At 68.2% G+C, this 20,763-nt stretch carries 13 protein-coding genes, 1 pseudogene and 1 riboswitch; of the genes and pseudogenes, 7 read left to right on the top strand and 7 right to left on the bottom strand.

Annotation, left to right across the window (positions count from 1 at the left end):
* Positions 1-95 precede the first annotated feature (95 nt).
* Positions 96-920 (bottom strand): cobalamin-binding protein, encoded by an 825-nt coding sequence (locus LK409_RS18145; protein WP_010929333.1) that lies wholly within the window; start codon positions 918-920, stop codon positions 96-98.
* An 11-nt stretch (positions 921-931) separates the two neighbouring features.
* Entirely contained in the window at positions 932-2,821 is a 1,890-nt protein-coding gene (locus LK409_RS18140; protein ID WP_059565514.1) for a TonB-dependent receptor domain-containing protein, read from the bottom strand.
* Positions 2,822-2,893: 72 nt separating this feature from the next.
* A riboswitch (cobalamin riboswitch) is annotated at positions 2,894-3,052 on the bottom strand.
* A gap of 105 nt (positions 3,053-3,157) precedes the next feature.
* Between LK409_RS18140 and metH the strand changes: the two genes are divergently transcribed.
* Positions 3,158-6,931: a methionine synthase gene (gene metH / locus LK409_RS18135; protein WP_010929331.1), complete on the top strand. Its 3,774-nt coding sequence runs from the start codon at positions 3,158-3,160 to the stop codon at positions 6,929-6,931.
* 120 nt (positions 6,932-7,051) lie between these two features.
* Here metH and LK409_RS18130 read toward each other — a convergent pair.
* Positions 7,052-7,823 (bottom strand): annotated as a pseudogene (locus LK409_RS18130) (class I SAM-dependent methyltransferase).
* Between the two features lie 89 nt (positions 7,824-7,912).
* Between LK409_RS18130 and LK409_RS18125 the strand changes: the two are divergent.
* Positions 7,913-8,722: a helix-turn-helix transcriptional regulator gene (locus tag LK409_RS18125; protein WP_003815084.1), complete on the top strand. Its 810-nt coding sequence runs from the start codon at positions 7,913-7,915 to the stop codon at positions 8,720-8,722.
* A 10-nt stretch (positions 8,723-8,732) separates the two neighbouring features.
* Here the strand turns inward: LK409_RS18125 and mutY are convergent, their stop codons facing one another.
* Positions 8,733-9,809, bottom strand: coding sequence for an A/G-specific adenine glycosylase (gene mutY, locus LK409_RS18120; protein WP_010929330.1), 1,077 nt, complete (start codon positions 9,807-9,809; stop codon positions 8,733-8,735).
* A gap of 148 nt (positions 9,810-9,957) precedes the next feature.
* On the opposite strand from mutY, the gene LK409_RS18115 reads away from it, so the two are divergent.
* Positions 9,958-13,566: an indolepyruvate ferredoxin oxidoreductase family protein gene (locus LK409_RS18115; RefSeq protein ID WP_003815079.1), complete on the top strand. Its 3,609-nt coding sequence runs from the start codon at positions 9,958-9,960 to the stop codon at positions 13,564-13,566.
* 90 nt (positions 13,567-13,656) lie between these two features.
* Here the strand turns inward: LK409_RS18115 and cheD are convergent, their stop codons facing one another.
* The 3 genes from cheD to LK409_RS18100 all read right to left on the bottom strand — a co-directional run bounded on the left by cheD (position 13,657) and on the right by LK409_RS18100 (position 16,125).
* Entirely contained in the window at positions 13,657-14,337 is a 681-nt protein-coding gene (cheD, locus tag LK409_RS18110; RefSeq protein ID WP_059565516.1) for a chemoreceptor glutamine deamidase CheD, read from the bottom strand.
* Between the two features lie 211 nt (positions 14,338-14,548).
* Complete coding sequence (locus LK409_RS18105) at positions 14,549-15,457, bottom strand: cell division protein FtsX (protein ID WP_010927126.1); 909 nt, start codon at positions 15,455-15,457, stop codon at positions 14,549-14,551.
* Positions 15,454-16,125, bottom strand: a complete 672-nt coding sequence (locus LK409_RS18100) for a cell division ATP-binding protein FtsE (RefSeq protein ID WP_003815073.1) — start codon at positions 16,123-16,125, stop codon at positions 15,454-15,456. Before LK409_RS18100 ends, LK409_RS18105 begins: the two co-directional genes overlap by 4 nt.
* Before the next feature lie 318 nt (positions 16,126-16,443).
* Here LK409_RS18100 and LK409_RS18095 point away from each other — a divergent pair, with 318 nt between their 5' ends.
* The 4 genes from LK409_RS18095 to LK409_RS18080 all read left to right on the top strand — a co-directional run bounded on the left by LK409_RS18095 (position 16,444) and on the right by LK409_RS18080 (position 20,667).
* Positions 16,444-17,460 (top strand): amino acid ABC transporter substrate-binding protein, encoded by a 1,017-nt coding sequence (locus LK409_RS18095; RefSeq protein ID WP_003815070.1) that lies wholly within the window; start codon positions 16,444-16,446, stop codon positions 17,458-17,460.
* A gap of 119 nt (positions 17,461-17,579) precedes the next feature.
* Positions 17,580-18,770, top strand: a complete 1,191-nt coding sequence (locus LK409_RS18090) for an amino acid ABC transporter permease (protein WP_010929327.1) — start codon at positions 17,580-17,582, stop codon at positions 18,768-18,770.
* Between the two features lies 1 nt (position 18,771).
* Positions 18,772-19,872, top strand: a complete 1,101-nt coding sequence (locus tag LK409_RS18085; RefSeq protein ID WP_003815066.1) for an amino acid ABC transporter permease — start codon at positions 18,772-18,774, stop codon at positions 19,870-19,872.
* 54 nt (positions 19,873-19,926) lie between these two features.
* Complete coding sequence (locus LK409_RS18080; protein ID WP_003815064.1) at positions 19,927-20,667, top strand: amino acid ABC transporter ATP-binding protein; 741 nt, start codon at positions 19,927-19,929, stop codon at positions 20,665-20,667.
* Positions 20,668-20,763: the final 96 nt, after the last annotated feature.

Genomic DNA, 20,763 nt, shown 5'->3' with positions numbered 1-20,763 from the left:
TTCGGTAGGCGCGACGCGCAGGCGCGCGTGCGCAAGAGTGTTTGCGGCGGTAGGGCCAATGATAAAGCACGCCGGGGCTGGCCGGCGGCGCGGGCTCAGCCGCGCGCCTCGTCCAGGCGCGCGCACAACTGCTCGGCGGCGTCGATCAGGCGGCCGGTGGGGCGGTACAGGCTGTCGGCGTCGATGCCATAGACATGGCCGCGCAGGGCGGCCGGCACGCCGGCGGCCTGCCAGGCCCGCAGGGTGGCGGCCGCGTCGGCGGTCCCGTCTACGCCGGCCACGATGGCGTCCGGACGCGCGGCCAGCACGCCTTCCAGGGTGACCTGGAGCGCCAGGATGGGGGCCTGGCCGTAGACGTTCACCCCGCCGCACAGGCGCAGCACGTCGCCGACGATGCTGTGGTCGTTGAGCGTGAACAGCGGATCGGTGCCCGCCTGCACGAATACCCGCACCGGCGCCTTGCCGGCATAGCGCGCGGCCAGGGCCGCCAGGCGCGCGCGCAGGGCGGCCGCGCCGGCGTCGGCCTGCGCTTCGGTGCCGAACAGGCGTCCCAGTTGCTCGATGGCGGCCGGGATATCGGCCAGGGTGCGCGGGTCGCTGTAGTACAGCGCCGCGCCCAGCCGGGCCGCGATCGGGGCCAGCGGCGCGCCGGCGGCGGGTTGCCAGCCGATCAGCAGGTCGGGGCACAGGACGGCGATGCGTTCGGGGTCGGGCTGCATGGCGTCGCCTACGCTGGGCAACTGGCGCGCCGCGGGCGGGTAGTCGGTGCCGCGCACCGCGCCGACCAGCCGGTCGCCGGCGCCGGCCGCGTAGACCAGTTCCGCGGCGTGCGGCGCCAGCGCGATGGCGCGGCGCGCCGGCTGGGCCAGCGCGGCCACGGTCAGGGCGATCAGGCGCGGGGCGAGGCGGGCGGCGGACATGGCGGGCCTGCCTACATGCGCCACGACAGGTTGACGAAGGCGTTCGAGCCGGCCGTGTTGTAGCCGTCGGCCAAGGTGTAGCGCTGGCCGAGCACGTTGTTCCAGCGCACCTGCACCTGCATGTTGCGGCTCAGGTCGTAGGCCGCGGTCAGGTTGACCAGGCCGTAGCCGCCCAGGCGCTTTTCCTCGGGGAAGCCGTAGTCGTAGCGCTCGTCCGAGGCGTACCATTCGGCGCCCACCAGCAGGCGGTCGAAGCGATGGTCGATGCCGGCGCGCAGCACCGTGCGGGCGCGGCGCAGCAATTGCTTGCCGGTGTCTTCGTTGCGCGGGTTGCTCAGGTCCAGGCTGGCGCGCAGGCGCGTGTTGCCGAAGCGGTGCGCGCCGCTGATGGTGAAGCCTTGCAGGCGGGCGCGCCCGACGTTCTCGACCGTGCTGCAGTCCTCGGTCACCTGGATCAGGTTCTTGATGCGGGTCTGGTAATACACCACGCCCAGCTCGCTGTCCTCGTCCTGGTACTTCAGGCCGATCTTGGCGTTGCGCGACTCTTCCGGCTTGAGGTCGGGGTTGCCGCGATAGCCGAACGCGCTGGTCGGCGTGTACAGGTCGTTGAACGACGGCGCCCGAAAGCCCGTGTTGGCGGCCACGGTGGCGCGCAGGTTGGGCGTCAGGTCGAACCCGTAGGCCAGGCCGCCGGTGGTGTGGCTGCCGAACTGCGAGTTGTCGTCGTTGCGCAGGCTGGCCTGCACATGGTGGCGGCCGAAATCGCCCAGGTAGACGCCGGTGTACGAATTCACGTGGCGGCGCGTCTCGGTGTAGTTGCCGATGCCGGTGGGGGTGCTCATCTGGCCGTCGGCGCGCTGGTCCAGGTGCTCGTAGGCCAGCGTCAGCGTCTGGCCGGCGGCCAGGGTGAAGTCGTTCTGCCACAGGTACTGCATCTGGCGGGTCCGGAAGCGCGTGTTGTTGTCTTCGAACATGCCTTCGGCGCGCGAATCGTTCTTGTCTTCCACATAGCCGGCGCGCAGCGTGCTCTTCCAGTAGCGGGTCAGGCGGTTCTCGCTGGCCAGCGAATAGGCCTGCAGGTCCTGGATGTAGCGGTCGTTGTAGTCGTACGAGGCCGAGGCGTCGTAGCCGCCGTTGATGCGGCTGCGGTAGACCTGCGCCACCACTTTCTGCTCGGGCCGCCATTCGTAGCCCAGCGTGCCGGTGGCGTAGTTCTGGTAGTAGCTGTCCTTGTCCGGGTTGTACGAGAACGAGCGGCGGTTGGTGGCGTTGAAGCCATGGCTCTGGCCATAGCCGGTGGACAGGCTGTAGCTGAAGCCGTCGGCCGCGCCCGATACGCCGGCGTCGTAGCGGCTGGTGCCGTAGGTGCCGTAACCGGCGTTGGCATAGGCCGACAGCGCCTTGTCGCCCGGCTCGCGGGTAATGATGTTGATCACGCCGCCGATCGCGTCGGCCCCGTACAGGCTGCTGGCCGCGCCACGCACGATCTCGATGCGTTCGATGGCTTGCGGCGGCAGCGCGTTGAGCGCAATGCCGCCGCCGTTGGCGTTGTTGATGCGCTGGCCGTTGAGCAGGACCAGGGTCTGGTTGCTGTTGGCGCCGCGCATGAACAGGCTGGTGACGCTTTGCGGGCCGCCGCTGTCGGCGAATTCGATGCCGTGCTGCTGCGCCAGCACTTCGGCCAGGCTGGACTGGCCGGCGCGCGCCAGCGTATCGCGCTCGATCACGCTGGCGTCGGCCAGCACATTCCTGAGCAGCTGGGGCGAGCGCGCGGCGGTGACGACGACCGGATCGAGTTCGGGGATGGGTTGGCCGGCGGCGGCGCCGGCCTGGGCGTGGCCGGCCAACGGAGCGGCACAGGCCAGGACACCGGCGCAGCGCCGGAGTGAGCGGGATTTCATAACGGATGGTTCTCAGTGTGACGCGCGACCCCGCACGTCGTTCACGAAAATGAGCATGGCCGCGGGCGGCGCATCCTCGCTGTCGAACCGGCCGGTATCGGGCTGCCACGGCGCGTCGCGCGCCATGGGGACCGTTGCGGGGGCAGCACAGGCTGGGCAGGGCCTTCCTGTTTCCCGTTTACCTTCCGCGCAAGCGTACTTGCCGAAAGCACCGGTTCGGGGCCAGAACTGTATCACCGCGGGGCAGGGAAATGCCCATTTTGTTACCATGTCAGCTTGATTTTTGGGTCGTTTCTTGCCTTTTTGCCACACCGCGCGCCCATCTCAGGACAAACCGTGCCTTATCCCCGCATCCCCTTCCCGCTGTCCGCCTACACGCATGGCGGCGAGTTTGTCCGCCAACTGGACAAGCGCATCCTGATCCTGGATGGTGCCATGGGCACGATGATTCAGCGCTACAAGCTGGGCGAGGCCGATTTCCGCGGCGAGCGCTTCGCCGAGCACCACAAGGATCTCAAGGGCGACAACGAGCTGCTGTCGCTGGTGCGCCCGGACGTGATCTCGGAAATCCACCGGCAGTACCTCGAGGCCGGCGCCGACGTGATCGAGACCAACACCTTCGGCGCCACGTCGATCGCCCAGGGCGATTACGACCTGCCGGAGCTGGCCTACGAGATGAACCTGGAGTCGGCCCGCCTGGCGCGCGCCGCCTGCGACGCCTACAGCACCCCCGAGCATCCGCGCTTCGTGGCCGGGGCGCTGGGGCCGCAGCCCAAGACCGCGTCCATCTCGCCCGACGTCAACGACCCGGGGGCGCGCAACGTCACCTTCGACGAGCTGCGTGCGGCCTATGTCGAGCAGCTCAATGGCCTGCTCGACGGCGGCATCGATATCGTCCTGATCGAAACCATCTTCGATACGCTCAACGCCAAGGCGGCCATCTTCGCCGTCGAGGAAACGTTCGAGGCGCGCGGCGTGCGCCTGCCGGTGATGATTTCGGGCACCGTGACCGATGCGTCGGGCCGCATCCTGTCCGGCCAGACCGTCGAGGCGTTCTGGAACTCGGTGCGCCATGCGCGGCCGGTCACTATCGGCCTGAACTGCGCGCTGGGCGCGGCGCTGATGCGTCCGTATGTGGCCGAGCTGTCCAAGATCTGCGACACCTATGTGTGCGTCTATCCCAACGCCGGCCTGCCCAATCCCATGGCCGAGACGGGCTTTGACGAAACGCCGGCCGATACCTCGGCCCTGCTGGAAGAGTTCGCCCAGGCCGGGCTGGTCAACATGGCCGGCGGCTGCTGCGGCACCACGCCCGAACACATCCGCGCCATCGCCGGCAAGGTGGCCTCGCTGACGCCGCGCGCGGTGCCCGAGGTGCCGGTCAAGACCCGCCTGTCGGGCCTGGAGGCGCTCAACATCGACGACGAGACCCTGTTCGTCAACGTGGGCGAGCGCACCAACGTGACGGGCAGCAAGATGTTCGCCCGCCTGGTCCGCGAGGAGAAATACGACGAGGCGCTGGCCGTGGCGCGCCAGCAGGTCGAGAACGGGGCCCAGATCATCGACGTCAACATGGACGAGGCGATGCTGGACTCGGTGGCCTGTATGCACCGCTTCCTCAACCTGATCGCGTCCGAGCCCGACATCGCGCGGGTGCCGGTGATGATCGACAGTTCCAAGTGGGAAGTGATCGAGACCGGCCTGAAGTGCGTGCAGGGCAAGGCCGTGGTCAACTCGATCTCCATGAAGGAAGGCGAGGAGCCATTCCGCCATCATGCGCGCCTGTGCCGCCGCTATGGCGCGGCCATGGTGGTCATGGCCTTCGACGAACAGGGGCAGGCCGACTCGCTGGAGCGCCGCAAGGAAATCTGCGGCCGCGCCTACCGCATCCTGGTCGAGGAAGAGGGCTTCCCGCCCGAGGACATCATCTTCGATCCCAACGTGTTCGCGGTGGCCACCGGCATCGACGAACACAATCACTACGCCGTCGATTTCATCGAAGGCGCGCGCTGGATCCGCGCGAACCTGCCGCATGCCCGCATTTCGGGCGGCATCTCGAACGTCAGCTTCTCGTTCCGCGGCAACGAGCCGATGCGCGAGGCGATCCATACCGTCTTCCTGTACTACGCCATCGAGGCCGGCCTGACGATGGGCATCGTCAACGCGGGCCAGCTGGGCGTATATGCCGACCTGGCGCCGCACCTGCGCGACCTGGTCGAGGACGTCATCCTGGACCGCCCCGAGCCGGTGGGCCGCAGCGATTCGGCCGACGAGCGCTCGCCCACCGAACGGCTGGTGCAGTTTGCCGAGACCGTCAAGGGCTCGGGCGCGAAGAAGGAAGAAGACCTGACCTGGCGCACCGGCTCGGTCGAGCAGCGCCTGGCGCATGCCCTGGTGCACGGCATCACCACCTTCATCGTCGAGGACACCGAGGAAGTGCGCCAGCAGGTCGCCGCGCGCGGCGGGCGCACCATCGAAGTGATCGAAGGTCCGCTGATGGACGGCATGAACGTGGTCGGCGACCTGTTCGGCGCGGGCAAGATGTTCCTGCCGCAAGTGGTGAAGTCGGCGCGCGTGATGAAGCAGGCGGTGGCGCACCTGATTCCCTTCATCGAGGAGGAAAAGCGCCAGATCGCGGCCGCGGGCGGCGATGTGCGCGCCAAGGGCAAGATCGTGATCGCCACCGTCAAGGGCGACGTGCACGACATCGGCAAGAACATCGTGTCGGTGGTCTTGCAGTGCAATAACTTCGAAGTCGTGAACATGGGCGTGATGGTGCCGTGCGCCCAGATCCTGCAGAAGGCCAAGGACGAGAACGCCGACATGATCGGCCTGTCCGGCCTGATCACGCCCAGCCTCGAAGAGATGGCCTACGTGGCTTCAGAAATGCAGCGCGACCCCTATTTCCGCGAGCGCGCCATGCCGCTGATGATAGGCGGGGCGACCACCAGCCGGGTCCATACGGCGGTCAAGATCGCGCCCAACTACGACGGTTCGGTGATCTACGTGCCCGATGCCAGCCGTTCGGTCGGCGTGGCGACCAGTCTCATGTCCGACCAGGCCCCGGCCTATTTGGCGGAGCTGGCGCAGGAGTACGAGGATGTGCGCCGCCGCCATGCCAACCGCAAGGCGGTGCCGCTGGTGTCGCTGGCCGAGGCGCGCGCGGCGCGCCCGCAGATCGACTGGTCCGGCTACCAGCCGCCGCGCCCCAAGTTCCTGGGCCGGCGCGCCTTCAAGAGCTACGACCTGGCCGAGATCGCGCGCTATATCGACTGGGGGCCGTTCTTCCAGACGTGGAGCCTGTTCGGCCCGTTCCCCGCCATCCTGGACGACAAGGTGGTGGGCGAGCAGGCGCGCAAGGTCTACGAGGAAGGCCAGGCCATGCTCAAGCGCATCATCGACGGGCGCTGGCTGACCGCCAGCGGCGTGGTCGGCTTCTATCCGGCCAACCGCGTCAATGACGAAGACATCGAGGTCTACGCGGACGAGACGCGCAGCGAGGTGCTGTTTACCTACCGCAACCTGCGCCAGCAGGGCGTCAAGCGCGAAGGCGTCAGCAACAAGTGCCTGGCCGACTACATCGCGCCGCGCGACAGCGGCCTGCTCGACTACATCGGCATGTTCGCCGTGACCGCGGGCCTGGGCATCGAGAAGAAAGAGGCCGAGTTCCAGGCGGCGCTGGACGACTACTCCAGCATCATGCTGAAGTCGCTGGCCGACCGGCTGGCCGAGGCGTTCGCCGAATGCATGCACGCGCGCGTGCGCCGCGACCTGTGGGGCTACGCGGCGGACGAGGCGCTGTCCAACGATGAGCTGATCGCCGAGAAGTACAGCGGCATCCGGCCGGCGCCCGGCTATCCGGCCTGCCCGGAGCACGTGGTCAAGACGGACCTGTTCCGCGTGCTGGACGCCGCCGACGTCGGCATGGAGCTGACCGACAGCTACGCCATGTTCCCGGCCTCCAGCGTCTCGGGGTTCTATTTCAGCCACCCCGAGTCGCAGTATTTCAACGTGGGCAACATCGGCGCCGACCAGCTGGCCGACTACGTGGCGCGCAGCGGCCGCGCCGAAGAGGACGTGCGCCGCACCCTGGCGCCGAACCTGGGCTAGCGGGGCCGGCGCGGCCTGTGCCCGGGAATCCGGGTGCCTGTCCCCGCCGGGACAGGCCCCCCCGTCACGCAGTGTGCCTGTCCCCGCGGGGACAGGCACACGCACGGGCAGACGCCATGACTAGGCCGGACGCACCGCCACCAGCGTCAACGTGTCGCTGGTGAACGAACCGTCGGGCTGGATGGCGAAGTGCCGGCGCACCGGCGCGGGCGCGATGTCCGTCATGGCGCGCAGCGCCGTCACCAGCTCGGGCGGCGTGCGCATGCGCTCGACCCACGAGGTGAATTCCAGCGGCAGCCGGCGCGGTCATGCCCTGCGTGACCAACCCGGCCTCGGCCGCCATGCGCAGCCATTCGGCGGCCGAATAATCGCGCACGTGCGACGTGTCGCGCAGGACTTCGATGGTCTGCAGCCAGGTGTCCAGCAGGGCTTCGCCCGGGCTGACGACATCGGCGAATACCGCGATGCCGCCGGGCTTGAGCACGCGGCAGGCCTCGCGCAGGGCCTGGCCCGGATCTTCCCAGTGATGGGTGGAATAGCGGCTCATTACCAGGTCGAACTCGCCATCGCCGAACGGCAGCGCCTCGGCCTTGCCGCGACAGGTGCGCAGGTTGGCCAGGCCGCGGCGCGCGGCTTCGCCGGCCACCACGTCCAGCATGGACTGCGACAGGTCATAGGCCACGACTTCGGCCACATGGGGCGCCACATGGAAGCTGACGTGCCCGTCGCCGGTGCCCAGGTCCAGCAGCCGCGCGCCGGGGTGTTTGCGGGCGATGGCGGCCATCTGCAGCAGGTCTTCGCCCTGGGCATGGACGGCGCTGGTCAGGTAGGCGCTGGCGCGGGGGCTGAATTGGCGTTCGACGGCGGCGTCGTGGGTGGGTGTGGCTGACATGGAAATCCTTGGTAGGCAGGGGCCGCGGGTGCGGCACGAGTAAGATAGAAGGCTTCCGATACGCGTACAAGCCTATTGCTCATCCTGGTATGAACAGTGCTACCCATTTGGCCGCCCATGAAGGCTCGGCCCGGCGCCGGCAGGCGCTGGGCGAATTCGTGCGCACGGCGCGCGCCCGCATCACGCCGCAGATGGCCGGGCTGCCGGCCGGCTCGCGGCGCCGCACGCCGGGCCTGCGGCGCGAAGAAGTGGCGCAGCTCTCCGACATCAGCGTCACCTGGTACACCTGGATCGAGCAGGGCCGCGAAGTCACCGTATCGCCCGCGGTATGGGCGCGTATCGCCAATGTCCTGCACCTGGCGCGCGCCGAGCGCGCCTATCTGTTCGAGCTGGCCGAATGCGCCGACCCGCAGCAGCCGCGCGACGAGGGCGGCGATGCGCCCGTGTCGCTGCAGGCCTGTGTCGATGCCATCGACGCGCCAGCCTACGCACTGGACCGCGCCTGGAACCTGCTGGCCAGCAACGCCGCCATGCGCGAGCTGTTCGACGACTGGCCGCTGCGCGACGCGCAGCCCAACCTGTTGCGCTACATCTTCCTGGACCCGGCCGCGCGCGAGCTGGTGGTCGATTGGGACCAGCGCGCCCGCCGCGTGGTGGCCGAATTTCGCGCCGACGCGGGGGCCCACCTCGACGAGGCCGACGTGGTCGCGCTGCTCGACGAACTCAACCGCGCCAGCCCGGTCTTCGCGCATTGGTGGACGCGCCACGCCGTGGTCGAGCGCGAGGGCGGCCTGCGCGAGTTCCAGCACCCGCGCAGCGGGCGGCAGAACCTGCAGCAGATCACCTTCAGGCTGGCCACGCACCCGGAACTCAAGCTGGTGATGCTGTTGCCCTCGTAGGGCGTCGGCGCTATGCCTGGCGCGGCGGCGCGGGCAGGGCGGCTAGCAGGCCGTCGAGCAGCTTGCGCACCGGGGCGGGCAGCGCGGTGGCGGGCAGTTCGGCGGGGCTGACCCAGCGTTCCGGCGTGGCCGCCTGGCGCAGCGCCGCGCCGCGCACCGCGAGATACCAGGGCCGCACATGCAGCCGGTAGTGGGTGAACGTGTGGGCGAAGGCGGCCAGTTCGACCGGCGCCTCGGCCTGCAGGCCCAGCTCGCGGGCCGCCGCGCCCGGGTCGTGGGCGGGGTCGCATTCGGGCAGGCTCCACAGGCCGCCCCAGATGCCCGGCGCGGGGCGCAGATGCAGCAGGATGCCGTCGGGGCCGTGCAGCACCAGCATGGCCGTGCTGCGTTCGGGGATGGCCTTGCGCGCCTTGGGCGTGGGCAGTTCGGCCTGGCGTCCGTCGCGGCGCGCGATACAGGACTGCGCTACCGGACAGCGTTCGCAGGCCGGCTTGCCGCGCGTGCACAGCGTGGCGCCCAGGTCCATCAATCCCTGTGTATAGCCGGGCATGTCGAGATCCGGCGCGGCCTGCACCTGGGCCGCGGCCAGCGCCCATAGCTGCTGTTCCACCGCGCGGCGGGCAGGGTCGCCCTCGATGCCGAAGTGGCGCGTGAACACCCGCTTGACGTTGCCGTCCATGATGGGGCTGCGCTCGCCGTAGGCGAAGGCGGCGATGGCCGCGGCCGTGGAGCGGCCGATGCCGGGCAGGGTGGCGATCTCTTCGGCGCGCGGGGGAAGGCGGCCGCCGCAGCGCTGCATGATTTCCTGCGCGCAGCGGTGCAGGTTGCGGGCGCGCGCGTAGTAGCCCAGGCCGGCCCAGTAGGGCATGACATCTTCCTGGCGCGCCGCCGCCAGGGCGGCCACATCGGGAAAACGTTCCAGGAAGCGCTGGTAATACGGAATGACCGTCGCCACCTGCGTCTGCTGCAGCATGATTTCCGAGAGCCAGATGCGATAGGGGTCGCGGGTGTTCTGCCAGGGCAGATCGTGGCGGCCGTGGCGGGCCTGCCAGGCCGTGATGCGGGAGGCGAAGTCCATGGGCGCCATTATCGCATTGCCCTATTGCGGGGACGGGTCGGGCCGGGTACAAAGAAGGAAAAGAAGAAAGGCGTAGACGCGCCCGGATCTGTTGCCGTTGCCTCACAAGGGCTTGAGCGCGTGGCTGGTTCGGACACCCCTTACAAATGGAGTAGACATGAATGCCCCTCTGACGCCCGCGCAGCGCGCGGCGCTTGAGTCCGTACATCTGGACGACAAATACACCCTGACTGCCGGCCGCGCCTGGATGAGCGGCATCCATGCGCTGGTGCGCCTGCCCATGATGCAGCGCGTGCGCGACGAGCGCGCCGGGCTGAACACGGCCGGCTTCGTGTCCGGCTACCGGGGGTCGCCGCTGGGCGGGGTCGACCAGAACATGTGGAAGGCCGCCAAGTACCTGAAGCAGCATCACATCGAATTCCAGCCCGGCATCAACGAGGACCTGGCCGCCACCGCCGTGTGGGGCTCGCAGCAGGTCAACCTGTTCCCGGGCGCCAAGTACGACGGCGTGTTCGGCATGTGGTACGGCAAGGGGCCGGGCGTGGACCGCTGCGGCGACGTCTTCAAGCACGCCAATGCGGCCGGCACCTCGCGCCACGGCGGCGTGCTGGTGGTGGCCGGCGACGACCATCCGGCCAAGTCGTCGACGCTGCCGCACCAGAGCGACCACATTCTCAAGGCCTGCATGATCCCGGCGCTGTTTCCCGCCAGCGTGCAGGAAGTGCTGGACTACGGCCTGCATGGCTGGGCCATGAGCCGCTATGCCGGGGTGTGGGTCGGCATGAAATGCATCACCGACATCGTCGAGGTGTCCGCCTCGGTGGAGGTCGACCCCGAGCGCACGCGCATCGTGCTGCCCGAGGATTTCCAGCTGCCGCCCGACGGGCTGAACATCCGCCTGCCGGATACGCCGCTGCAGCAGGAGGCGCGGCTGCTGGACTACAAGCTGTACGCCGCGCTCGCCTACGCCCGCGCCAACCGGCTGAATCGCGAAATGTGGCAGGTGCCCAACGCGCAGGCGCGTTTCGGCATCATGACCTCGGGCAAGGCCTACCTGGACACGCGCCAGGCGCTGGCCGACCTGGGCCTGAGCGAGGAAATCTGCAAGCGCATCGGGCTACGGCTGTTCAAGGTGGGCATGGTGTGGCCGCTGGAGGCCACCGGCATGCAGCGGTTCGCCGAGGATCTCGACGAGATCCTGGTGGTCGAGGAAAAGCGCCAGGTGCTCGAATACCAGCTCAAGGAAGAGCTGTTCAGCTGGATCGGCACCGGCAAGAAGATCCCGCGCGTGGTCGGCAAGTTCGACGACAAGGACGGCGGCGAGTGGTCGGTGCCGCAGGGCAACTGGCTGCTGCCGGCGCACTACGAGTTCTCGCCCGCCATGGTGGCCAAGGCCATCGGCGCGCGCCTGCTGCGCTTCGAGCTGCCCGAGGACGTGCGCGCCGGCATCCAGGCGCGCCTGGATTTCATCGCCGAGCGCGAGCAGGCGCTGGCCCGGCCGCGCCTGGTGGTGGACCGCAAGCCGTGGTTCTGTTCGGGCTGTCCGCACAATACCTCGACCCGCGTGCCCGAGGGCTCGCGCGGCATGGCCGGCATCGGCTGCCACTACATGGTGACCTGGATGGGCCGCAACACCCAGGTGTTCACCCAGATGGGCGGCGAGGGCGTGCCGTGGGTGGGCCAGGCGCCGTTCACCGAGGAAAAGCATGTATTCGCCAACCTGGGCGACGGCACCTATTACCACTCGGGCCTGCTGGCGATCCGCGCCGCCGTGGCGGCCAAGGTGCCCATCACCTACAAGATCCTGTTCAACGACGCCGTCGCCATGACCGGCGGCCAGCCGGTCGACGGTCCGATCAGCGTGCCCATGATCACGCGCCAGATGGCCGCCGAAGGGATCGAGAAGATCGTCGTCGTCACCGACGAGCCGGAGAAATACCGCCACGTTACCGACCTGGCGCCGGGCGTGCCGGTCAAGCACCGCGACGAGCTGGACGCGGTCATGAAGGAGCTGCGCGCCTATCCCGACGTGTCGGTGCTGGTCTACGACCAGACCTGCGCCACCGAGAAGCGCCGCCGCCGCAAGCGCAACGCCTATCCGGACCCGGCCTTGCGCGTGGTGATCAACGAACGCGTCTGCGAAGGCTGCGGCGATTGTTCCGAGAAGTCGCATTGCCTGTCGGTCGAACCGCTGGAAACCGAGTTCGGACGCAAGCGCACCATCAACCAGTCCAGCTGCAACAAGGATTATTCCTGCCTGAAGGGCTTCTGCCCCAGTTTCGTCACGGTCGAGGGCGGACGCCTGCGCAAGCCGCGCGCGCTGGCGCAGCAGGACGCCATCGACCAGGGCCTGCCGGCGCCGCGCGCCGACGCGCTGGCCGGCCACTACGGCGTGTTCATCGCCGGCGTGGGCGGCACCGGCGTGGTCACCATCGGCCAGTTGCTGGGCATGGCCGCGCACCTGGAAGGCAAGGGCTGTTCGGTGCTGGACATGGCGGGCCTGGCCCAGAAAGGGGGCGCCGTGTACTCGCACGTCGTGCTGGCCCCCACGCCGGGCGAACTGCTCAATACGCGAGTGGCCATGGGCGAAGCCGACCTGGTGCTGGCCGGCGACCTGGTCGTGGGCACCAGCCCCGAGGCCATCGCCCGCATGCGCCCGGGCCGCACGCATACGCTGCTCAACAGCGACGTCGCGCCCACGGCCGCCTTCGTCCACGATCCCGACTGGACCCTGCCCGGCTCCAACCTGCAGGCCGACCTGGCCAAGGCGTGCGGGGCGGACAACGTGGCCACCATCGACGCGGCCGAGCTGGCGGTCGGCCTGCTGGGCGACGCGATCTACGCCAATCCGCTGATGATGGGCTATGCCTACCAGAAGGGCTGGCTGCCGCTGGGCGAGGCCGCGATGCAGCGCGCCATCGAACTCAACGGCCAGCAGGTCGAGAACAACCTGGCCGCGTTCGCCTGGGGGCGGCGCGCCGCCCACGACCTGGCGCAGGTGCAGGCGCTGATCGGCAAGGGCCAGCCGGCGGCGGGCGACGAAGGCATCGTCGAAGTCAAGCGCGGGCAGGGCGCCGTGGTGGACTTCAAGCGTCCGGCCGGCGAGCTGGGCGCGCTGGCGCGGATCCGCCGCGCGTTCCTGGCGCAGTATCAGAACGAAGCCTATGCGCGGCGCTACCAGGATCTGGTCGACCAGGTGGCCGCGGCCGAGCAGGCCGCCACCGGCACCACGCGGCTGGCCGAGGCGGTGGCGCGCTATTACTTCAAGCTGATGGCCTACAAGGACGAGTACGAAGTGGCGCGCCTGTACTCGGACGGCGAGTTCCTCAAGCGCATCGACGCGCAGTTCGAAGGCGACTGGAAACTGAACTTCCACCTCGCGCCGCCGTTGTTTTCCAAGCGCGACAGCGAAGGGCACCTGGTCAAGCGCCGCTATGGGCCGGCCACGCTGCGCCTGTTCGGCGCGCTGGCGCGCCTGCGCTTTCTGCGCGGCACGGCCTTCGATGTGTTCGGGTACACGGCCGAGCGGCGCGCCGAGCGCGCGCTGATCGAGCAATACCGCGAGCAGCTGGGCGCGATCCTGCCCAAGCTGAACCGCGGCAACCTGGAGCACGCCGTCGCGCTGGCCAGCCTGCCCGAGGAGATCCGCGGCTATGGCCACATCAAGGAGGCCGCCATGGCGCGCGCCGATGTCCGCCGCGCCGAACTGATGCGCGAATTCAGCGCCTCGGTGGTGCCGATCGGCGGCGGGGTGCGCGCCGCCTGACCGTGGCCGGCGCGGAGCCGGGTGCCTGTCCCCGCCGGGACAGGCACCCCGTCATGCGCCATGAATGGCGGGGACAGGCCCCCTGGGGAACTACGCGCCCACCGGATCGCGGCGACTGGGCGTGTCGAAGCGCTCGACGGGCATGCCGCCGGGGCGCGCGAAGCGCTCCACGCGCGGCGCGGCGCGGGTTTCGGCCTGGACCGTCTGGGCGGCCGCGGCTTCGCGCTGTGCGATCAGCGCCTCGGCCTTCTGGTGGTGCGGCGCCATCTTGCGCACCATGACGCGGCCGTCGCGCGGGAAGTAATTGATGCGCCGGGCGTGGACGTCGCCCAGGTCCTGGGCGCGCACCGGGATGCCTTCGGTCTTGAGGTAATTCAGCACGAACTGGCCGTTGCGCTCGCCGATATTCATCAGCTGCATGGCGCTGAGCACCGCGCCGCCGCCGAACACCTTGGCTTCGAGGCGCTCGCGGACCGCGCCGGCCTTGAGCAGTTCGTTGATCAGCACTTCCATGGCGAAGGCGCCATAGCGCATGGTGGCCGAGGCCGGCGAATGGATGTCGCCTTCGGGCAGCATGAAGTGGTTCATGCCGCCTACCCCGATCACCGGGTCGTGGATGCAGGCCGCCACGCAGGAACCCAGCACGGTCGACAGCATGACGTCCTCGCCGTTCGTGACGTAATACTCGTTCGGCAGGATCTTGACGGCCGGACTGTTGAAGGCGCTATCGAAATAGCGGCGCGTGGCGCGGGCATCAAGTCGGGCAGGCATGGCAGGGCAGGGGCTCGGCCGGCGGGCACGAAGCCGGGCGCGCCGAAGTTTTATTCAAATTGTGATTATTCCTTGCAAAAAATCGACATACAAGTGAATTTTTGCGTTCGCGCGGACAGGGGTGCGTCCCTTTTTCGGCGCGAGCCCGGTTTCCCGGGCAAGTCTGGACTTTACCCGGGAATGCGCGCCTGCTTTCGGCGGAACAAGGGGCTTAAAAGCGCGTACTGCGGGTCACTGACCAGCGCGCCGACAGCGCGCCCAGCACGCCGGCGGCGATGACGGCCACGGCCAGCACCGGCAGGCCGGGCAGGTGCAGGGCGAATTCGGCCCCATAGCTGCGCGCCAGCCCCAGCAGCGCATCGTTGAGCGGGGTCAGCGCCATGGCCGCCGCGCCGATGGCGATCAGGGCCGATACGGCGCCGGTCAGGGCGCCCTGGTACAGGAACGGGCGGCGCACGAAGGACTCGGTCGCTCCCACCAGGCGCGCCACGGCGATTTCCTCGCGCTGGGTCATGGCCTGCATGCGCACGGTATTGAACACGGTGGCCAGCACCACCACCGCCACGCAGGCCGCCAGGAACGCCAGCCCGATGCGGGCAAAGCGCAGCAGCGCTTCCAGCCGCTGCACCCAGGCGCTGTCCAGTTGCACCTGGTCCACGCCGTCCCATTTGCCCCAGTCCTGCGCCAGCGCGCCGGCGCGCCCGGCCAGGTTCTCGCCGTCGGCCAGCGTCACCACCACCGCGTCGGGCAGCGGATTGCCGGGCAGCACGGCCAGGGCCTGCTCCCAGGCGGGGTTGTCGCGCAGCGCCGCCAGCGCCTGGTCGCGCGGCACCACCCGCACCGCGGCGATCTGGCTGGCGTAGTCGCGGCCGATGCGCTCGGCCACCGCGCCGGCCGCCGTGGCGGGGGCCTGGGTCTGCATGAACACGGTCAGCTCGGGGGTGACCGATACCTGGCGCGCCAGGGGCTGGACCGAAACCAGGATGGCGCTGCCCAGCAGCGGCAGGGCCAGCGCCAGCGCCATGACCAGCAGGTTGGCCAGCGACGAGAACGGCTGGGCCGCCAGCCGGCGCAGGGTGATCGCCAGCGCGTAGCGGTGTTGTCGCAACCAGGCCTTCATGCTTGGCCTCCGTGCGTGTCGTGGAAGCGCCCGTGCTCGATGCTGAGCGTGCGTGTGGCGTAGCGGGCCATCAGGTCCTGGTCGTGCGAGGCGATCAGCGTGGTCACGCCGACGCGGTTGAAGTCGCGGAACACATTCATGATGCGCTGCGCGTTGTCATGGTCGAGGTTGGCGGTCGGCTCGTCGGCGATCAGGATGGCCGGCCGGTTGACGATGGCGCGGGCGATCGCCAGGCGCTGCTGTTCGCCGCCCGACAGTTCGATGGGGTTGAGGTCTTCCTTGCCGGCCAGGCCGACCTTGTCCAGGGCGGCGCGGGCGCGCGCGGCGGCCGAGTCCGGGGCCTGGCCGGTCACCGCCAGGGGCAGCATGACGTTCTGGAAGGCGCTGCGGTCGTACAGCAGGTGCGTGTCCTGCAGGATCACCCCCACGGCGCGCCGCAGATACGGCCGTGCCCGGCTGGGCAGTCTGTCCAGCCGCTGGTTGTTGACCTGGATGGATCCGCGGCTTGGCGGCTCCAGGCCGCCGATCAGCTTGAGCAATGTCGACTTGCCGGCGCCCGACGGCCCGGACACGAAGACGAACTCTCCAGCGCTGATGCGAAAGTTGATGTCGGCCAGGATATTTCGGCCGCGCCCGTAAGATTTGAAGACGTGCTGGAATTCAATCATGGCGAGGTATAGGAAGAAGTCGCAATAGTAACCCCGCGCGCCCGCCCGGCGATGACAATTCGCGACAGGCGGCCGGCATGCCGGCGCGCCGGCGCCCGTGCCGTCCTGCAAGATAGCCGCCGCAAATGGCGCGCCGCCGCATGACGCGTACCCCGGCGCGTGGGACGCGCATCTCAAACAGATGTCCCCGTTTTCGTGAATTACCCTAAAAGGGATTTCCCCCATGTCCCCAAATTAATCCGAACGCTACCATCCGCCCAAGCGCGTTGGTCTACGAGGCCTCGCGTATTCGATGTTGTCCTAACAGGAGATCAACACATGAAGATGCTCAAGCTGGCCGCTGCCGGCGCTGCCCTGTTTGCCGCGGGGTCGGTCGCGCACGCGGGCGCCACGTTCGACAACGTGAAGAAGAAGGGCTTTGTGCAATGCGGCGTATCGACCGGGATCCCGGGTTTCTCGATCGCCGACAGCAAGGGTGAATGGAAGGGGCTGGACGTGGACATGTGCCGCGCCATCGCCGCCACCATGTTCGGCGATGCGTCGAAGTTCAAGGTCACGCCGCTCAATACGCAACAACGCTTCACCGCGCTGCAGTCCGGCGAGGTCGACGTGCTGACCCGCAACACCACCGTCACGCTGACGCGCGACACGACGCTGGGCCTGATCGGGGTGGGTGTCAACTACTATGACAGCCAGGGCGTCATGGTGTCCAAGGAGCTGGGCGTCAAGAGCGCCAAAGAGCTCAACGGCGCCACCGTCTGCGTGCAGCCGGGCACGACCACCGAGCTCAACCTGGCCGACTGGTTCCGCGGCAACAAGATCGAGTTCAAGCCTGTCGTGATCGACAAGTACGACGAGATCGTGCGCGCCTTCTCGGCGGGCCGTTGCGATGCCTTCACGACCGACAAGTCGCAGCTGGCCTCGACGCGCACCACGCTCGAAAAGCCCGATAACTACGTCATCCTGCCGGAGGACTTCTCGAAAGAGCCGCTCGGGCCGATGGTGCGCCAGGGCGACGAGCAGTGGTTCAACGTCGTGCGCTGGTCGCTCAACGCCATGCTGGAGGCCGAGGAATACGGAATCACGTCCAAGAACGTCGACGAAATGGCCAAGAGTTCCAACCCCAACATCCAGCGCATTCTCGGCGTGACGCCGGGCATGGGCAAGAACCTGGGCGTGGACGACAAGTGGGCCTTCAACATCATCAAGCAGGTCGGCAACTATGGCGAGAGCTTCGAGGCCACGCTCGGCAAGAGCAGCGCCATGAAGCTGGAGCGTGGACTGAATGCCTCGTACAAGCAGGGTGGCCTGATGTACGGCTGGCCGGTGCGCTGATCCGCTCCTGAAGCGGGCAAGGGCGGCCATGCGGCAGCCCTGGCCCGGTCCGTGCGAGCGGGCGCAAAGCAGGCCGGCGCGTCCGCGCCGGCCGAACGTCCGACTCTGTAGATTGATTTATGACGACTACCAATCGAAACGCCCCGATTCCGGCACCGCGACGTCGTCTCAACTGGAATGATCCCGGCCTGCGCGCCGTGGTCTACCAGTTCGTCGCGCTGGTCGTGGTTGCGCTGGTGGCGTGGTTTCTGGTTTCCAATACGCTGCACAACCTGTCGGTGCGCAATATCGCCACGGGTTTCGGATTCCTCGACCGCGAGGCCGGTTTCGCGATAGGCGAAACGCCCATCGCCTATTCCCCTTCGGACACGTATGGCCGCGCAATCCTGGTCGGCGTGCTCAACACACTGCGCGTCGCCGTCATCGGCATCGTGCTCGCCACCCTGCTGGGAACCCTCATCGGCATCGGCCGGTTGTCCAAGAACTGGCTGGTCACGCGCCTGACCTCGATCTATGTCGAAGTCATGCGCAACGTGCCGCTGCTGCTGCAGCTGTTCTTCTGGTACGCGCTGATCACCGAGAACATGCCGGGGCCGCGCCAGGCGCACAACCCCTTGCCGGGCGTGTTCATCTCCAATCGCGGCGTGCGCGTTCCCAGCCTGGAAGGCAACGCGCTGGACTGGATGCTGGGCGGGCTGGCGCTGGCCATCGTGGCCATCATCGTGCTGGGCCACTGGGGCCGCAAGCGCCAGGAAGCCACCGGCCGGATATTCCCGCTGGGCCGCGCCGCCATCGCCCTGCTGATCGGGCTGCCCATCGTGGGCTGGCTGGCCAGCGGCGCCTCGCTGGCGCTGGACATGCCGGCGCTCAAGGGCTTCAACTTCCAGGGCGGCCTGAACATGTCGCCCGAGTTCGCGGCCCTGCTGGCCGGGCTGGCGATCTACACCTCGGCTTTCGTCGCGGAAGTGGTGCGCTCGGGCATCCAGGCGGTCAACCAGGGGCAATGGGAAGCCGCCGGCTCGCTGGGGCTGCGCCGCGCCCAGGTGCTGCGCCTGGTGGTGCTGCCGCAGGCGCTGCGCGTCATCATCCCGCCGATGACCAGCCAGTACCTCAACCTGACCAAGAACAGTTCGCTGGCCGTGGCCATCGGCTATCCGGACATCGTCTCGGTGGTCAACACCACGCTCAACCAGACCGGCCAGGCCATCGAGGGCATCCTGATCATCATGGGGGCCTACCTCACGGTCAGCCTGACGATCTCGATATTCATGAACTGGTACAACAAGCGCATCGCGCTGGTGGAGCGTTGACATGAGCAGTGCTACGCATACCCCCGGCGAGGCGCTGCCTCCCCCGTCCGGCCATGTCGGCGTCTGGCATTGGCTGCGTACCCGCCTGTTCTCCTCGCCGCTGAGCATCCTGGCCACCGTGCTGCTGGCATGGCTGGTGCTGATGGCCGTGCCTGCGCTGGTCGAATGGGCGCTGATCGGCGCCAATTTCACCGCCACCTCGGCGCAGGAATGCCGCCAGTCGGAGGGGGCCTGCTGGGCCTTCATCGTCGAGAAGCATCGGCTGATCCTGTTCGGCACCTATCCGTACGACGAGCAGTGGCGGCCGCTGCTGGCCACCATCATCCTGATCGCCGTGATCGTGTGCAGCGGCATGCGCCGTTTCTGGAAGCCCAGCCTGGCGCTGGTCTGGATCGTGGGCCTGAGCGCGGTCGCGGTGCTGATGTGGGGCGGCGTGCTGGGCCTGACCTACGTCGAGAACGCGCGCTGGGGCGGCCTGCCGCTGACCCTGATCCTGGCCACCTTCGGCATCGCCCTGGCGTTTCCGTTCGGCGTGCTGCTGGCCCTGGGCCGGCGCTCGCGCATGCCGGCCATCAAGGCGCTGTGCGTCGTGTACATCGAGCTGATCCGCGGCGTGCCGCTGATCAGCCTGCTGTTCATGTCGTCGGTGATGCTGCCGCTGTTCCTGCCCGAGGGTTTTTCCATCGACAAGCTGCTGCGGGCGCAGATCGCCATCATCATGTTCGCGGCGGCCTATATCGCCGAGACCGTGCGCGGCGGCCTGCAGGCCATTCCCAAGGGGCAGTACGAAGGGGCGGACTCGCTGGGGCTGACCTACTGGCAGCAGATGCGCAAGGTAATCCTGCCGCAGGCGCTGAAGATCGTCATCCCGCCGCTGGTCAGCATCTTCATTGCGTTGTTCAAGGATACGTCGCTGGTCGTGATCATCGGCATCTTCGACCTGACGCTGGCCGCCAAGGCCGCGCTGTCGGACGCCGCGTGGCGCGGCTTCGGGGTCGAGGCCTATGTGTTCATCGCCCTGATCTACTTCGTGTTCTGCTTCTCGATGTCCAAGTACAGCCAGGCGCTGGAGCACCGCCTGGCGACCGGCCATCAACGCTAGCAACTTGCCGGCGCCCCGACGCACGGGCGCCGGCGCCATTGAGGGAGTACATCCGTGACGGATGCCATCATTCGCATGCAGGACGTGAACAAGTGGTACGGCCAGTTCCACGTGCTGCGCAATATCAACCTGGACGTCGCGCCAGGCGAACGCATCGTGGTATGCGGCCCGTCGGGTTCGGGCAAGTCCACCATGATCCGCTGCATCAACCGGCTGGAGGAACACCAGCAAGGGCACATCATCGTCGACGGCACCGAGCTGACCAACGATCTCAAGCACATCGAGGCGATCCGCCGCGATGTCGGCATGGTGTTCCAGCACTTCAACCTGTTCCCGCACCTGACCGTGCTGGAGAACCTGACGCTGGGCCCGACCTGGGTGCTGAAGAAGTCGCGCGCCGAGGCCGAGGCCACCGCCATGAAGTACCTGGAGCGGGTGCGCATCCCGGAGCAGGCCACCAAGTATCCGGGGCAGCTGTCCGGCGGCCAGCAGCAGCGGGTGGCCATCGCGCGCTCGCTGTGCATGAACCCCAAGATCATGCTGTTCGACGAGCCCACCTCGGCGCTGGACCCGGAGATGGTCAAGGAAGTGCTGGACGTGATGGTGCGGCTGGCCCAGGAAAGCGGCATGACCATGCTGTGCGTCACGCACGAGATGGGTTTTGCCCGCAAGGTGGCCAACCGCGTGATCTTCATGGACCGTGGCGAGATCATCGAGCAGAACACGCCCGACGAGTTCTTCGACAATCCGCAGAACGAGCGCACCAAGCTGTTCCTGAGCCAGATCCTGCACTGAGGCGGCGGGCCGGGGCGGCGGGAAACGGCGCTGGCGCCGGGCTTTCCGGCGGATCCCCCGGCGGGACACTGGAGTATGCTACGGGCCGCACAGACG

This window comes from Bordetella parapertussis (genome assembly GCF_020735925.1).
GTDB classification, from domain to species: Bacteria; Pseudomonadota; Gammaproteobacteria; order Burkholderiales; family Burkholderiaceae_B; genus Bordetella; species Bordetella pertussis.
This window is presented reverse-complemented; position numbering and strand designations above follow the sequence as displayed.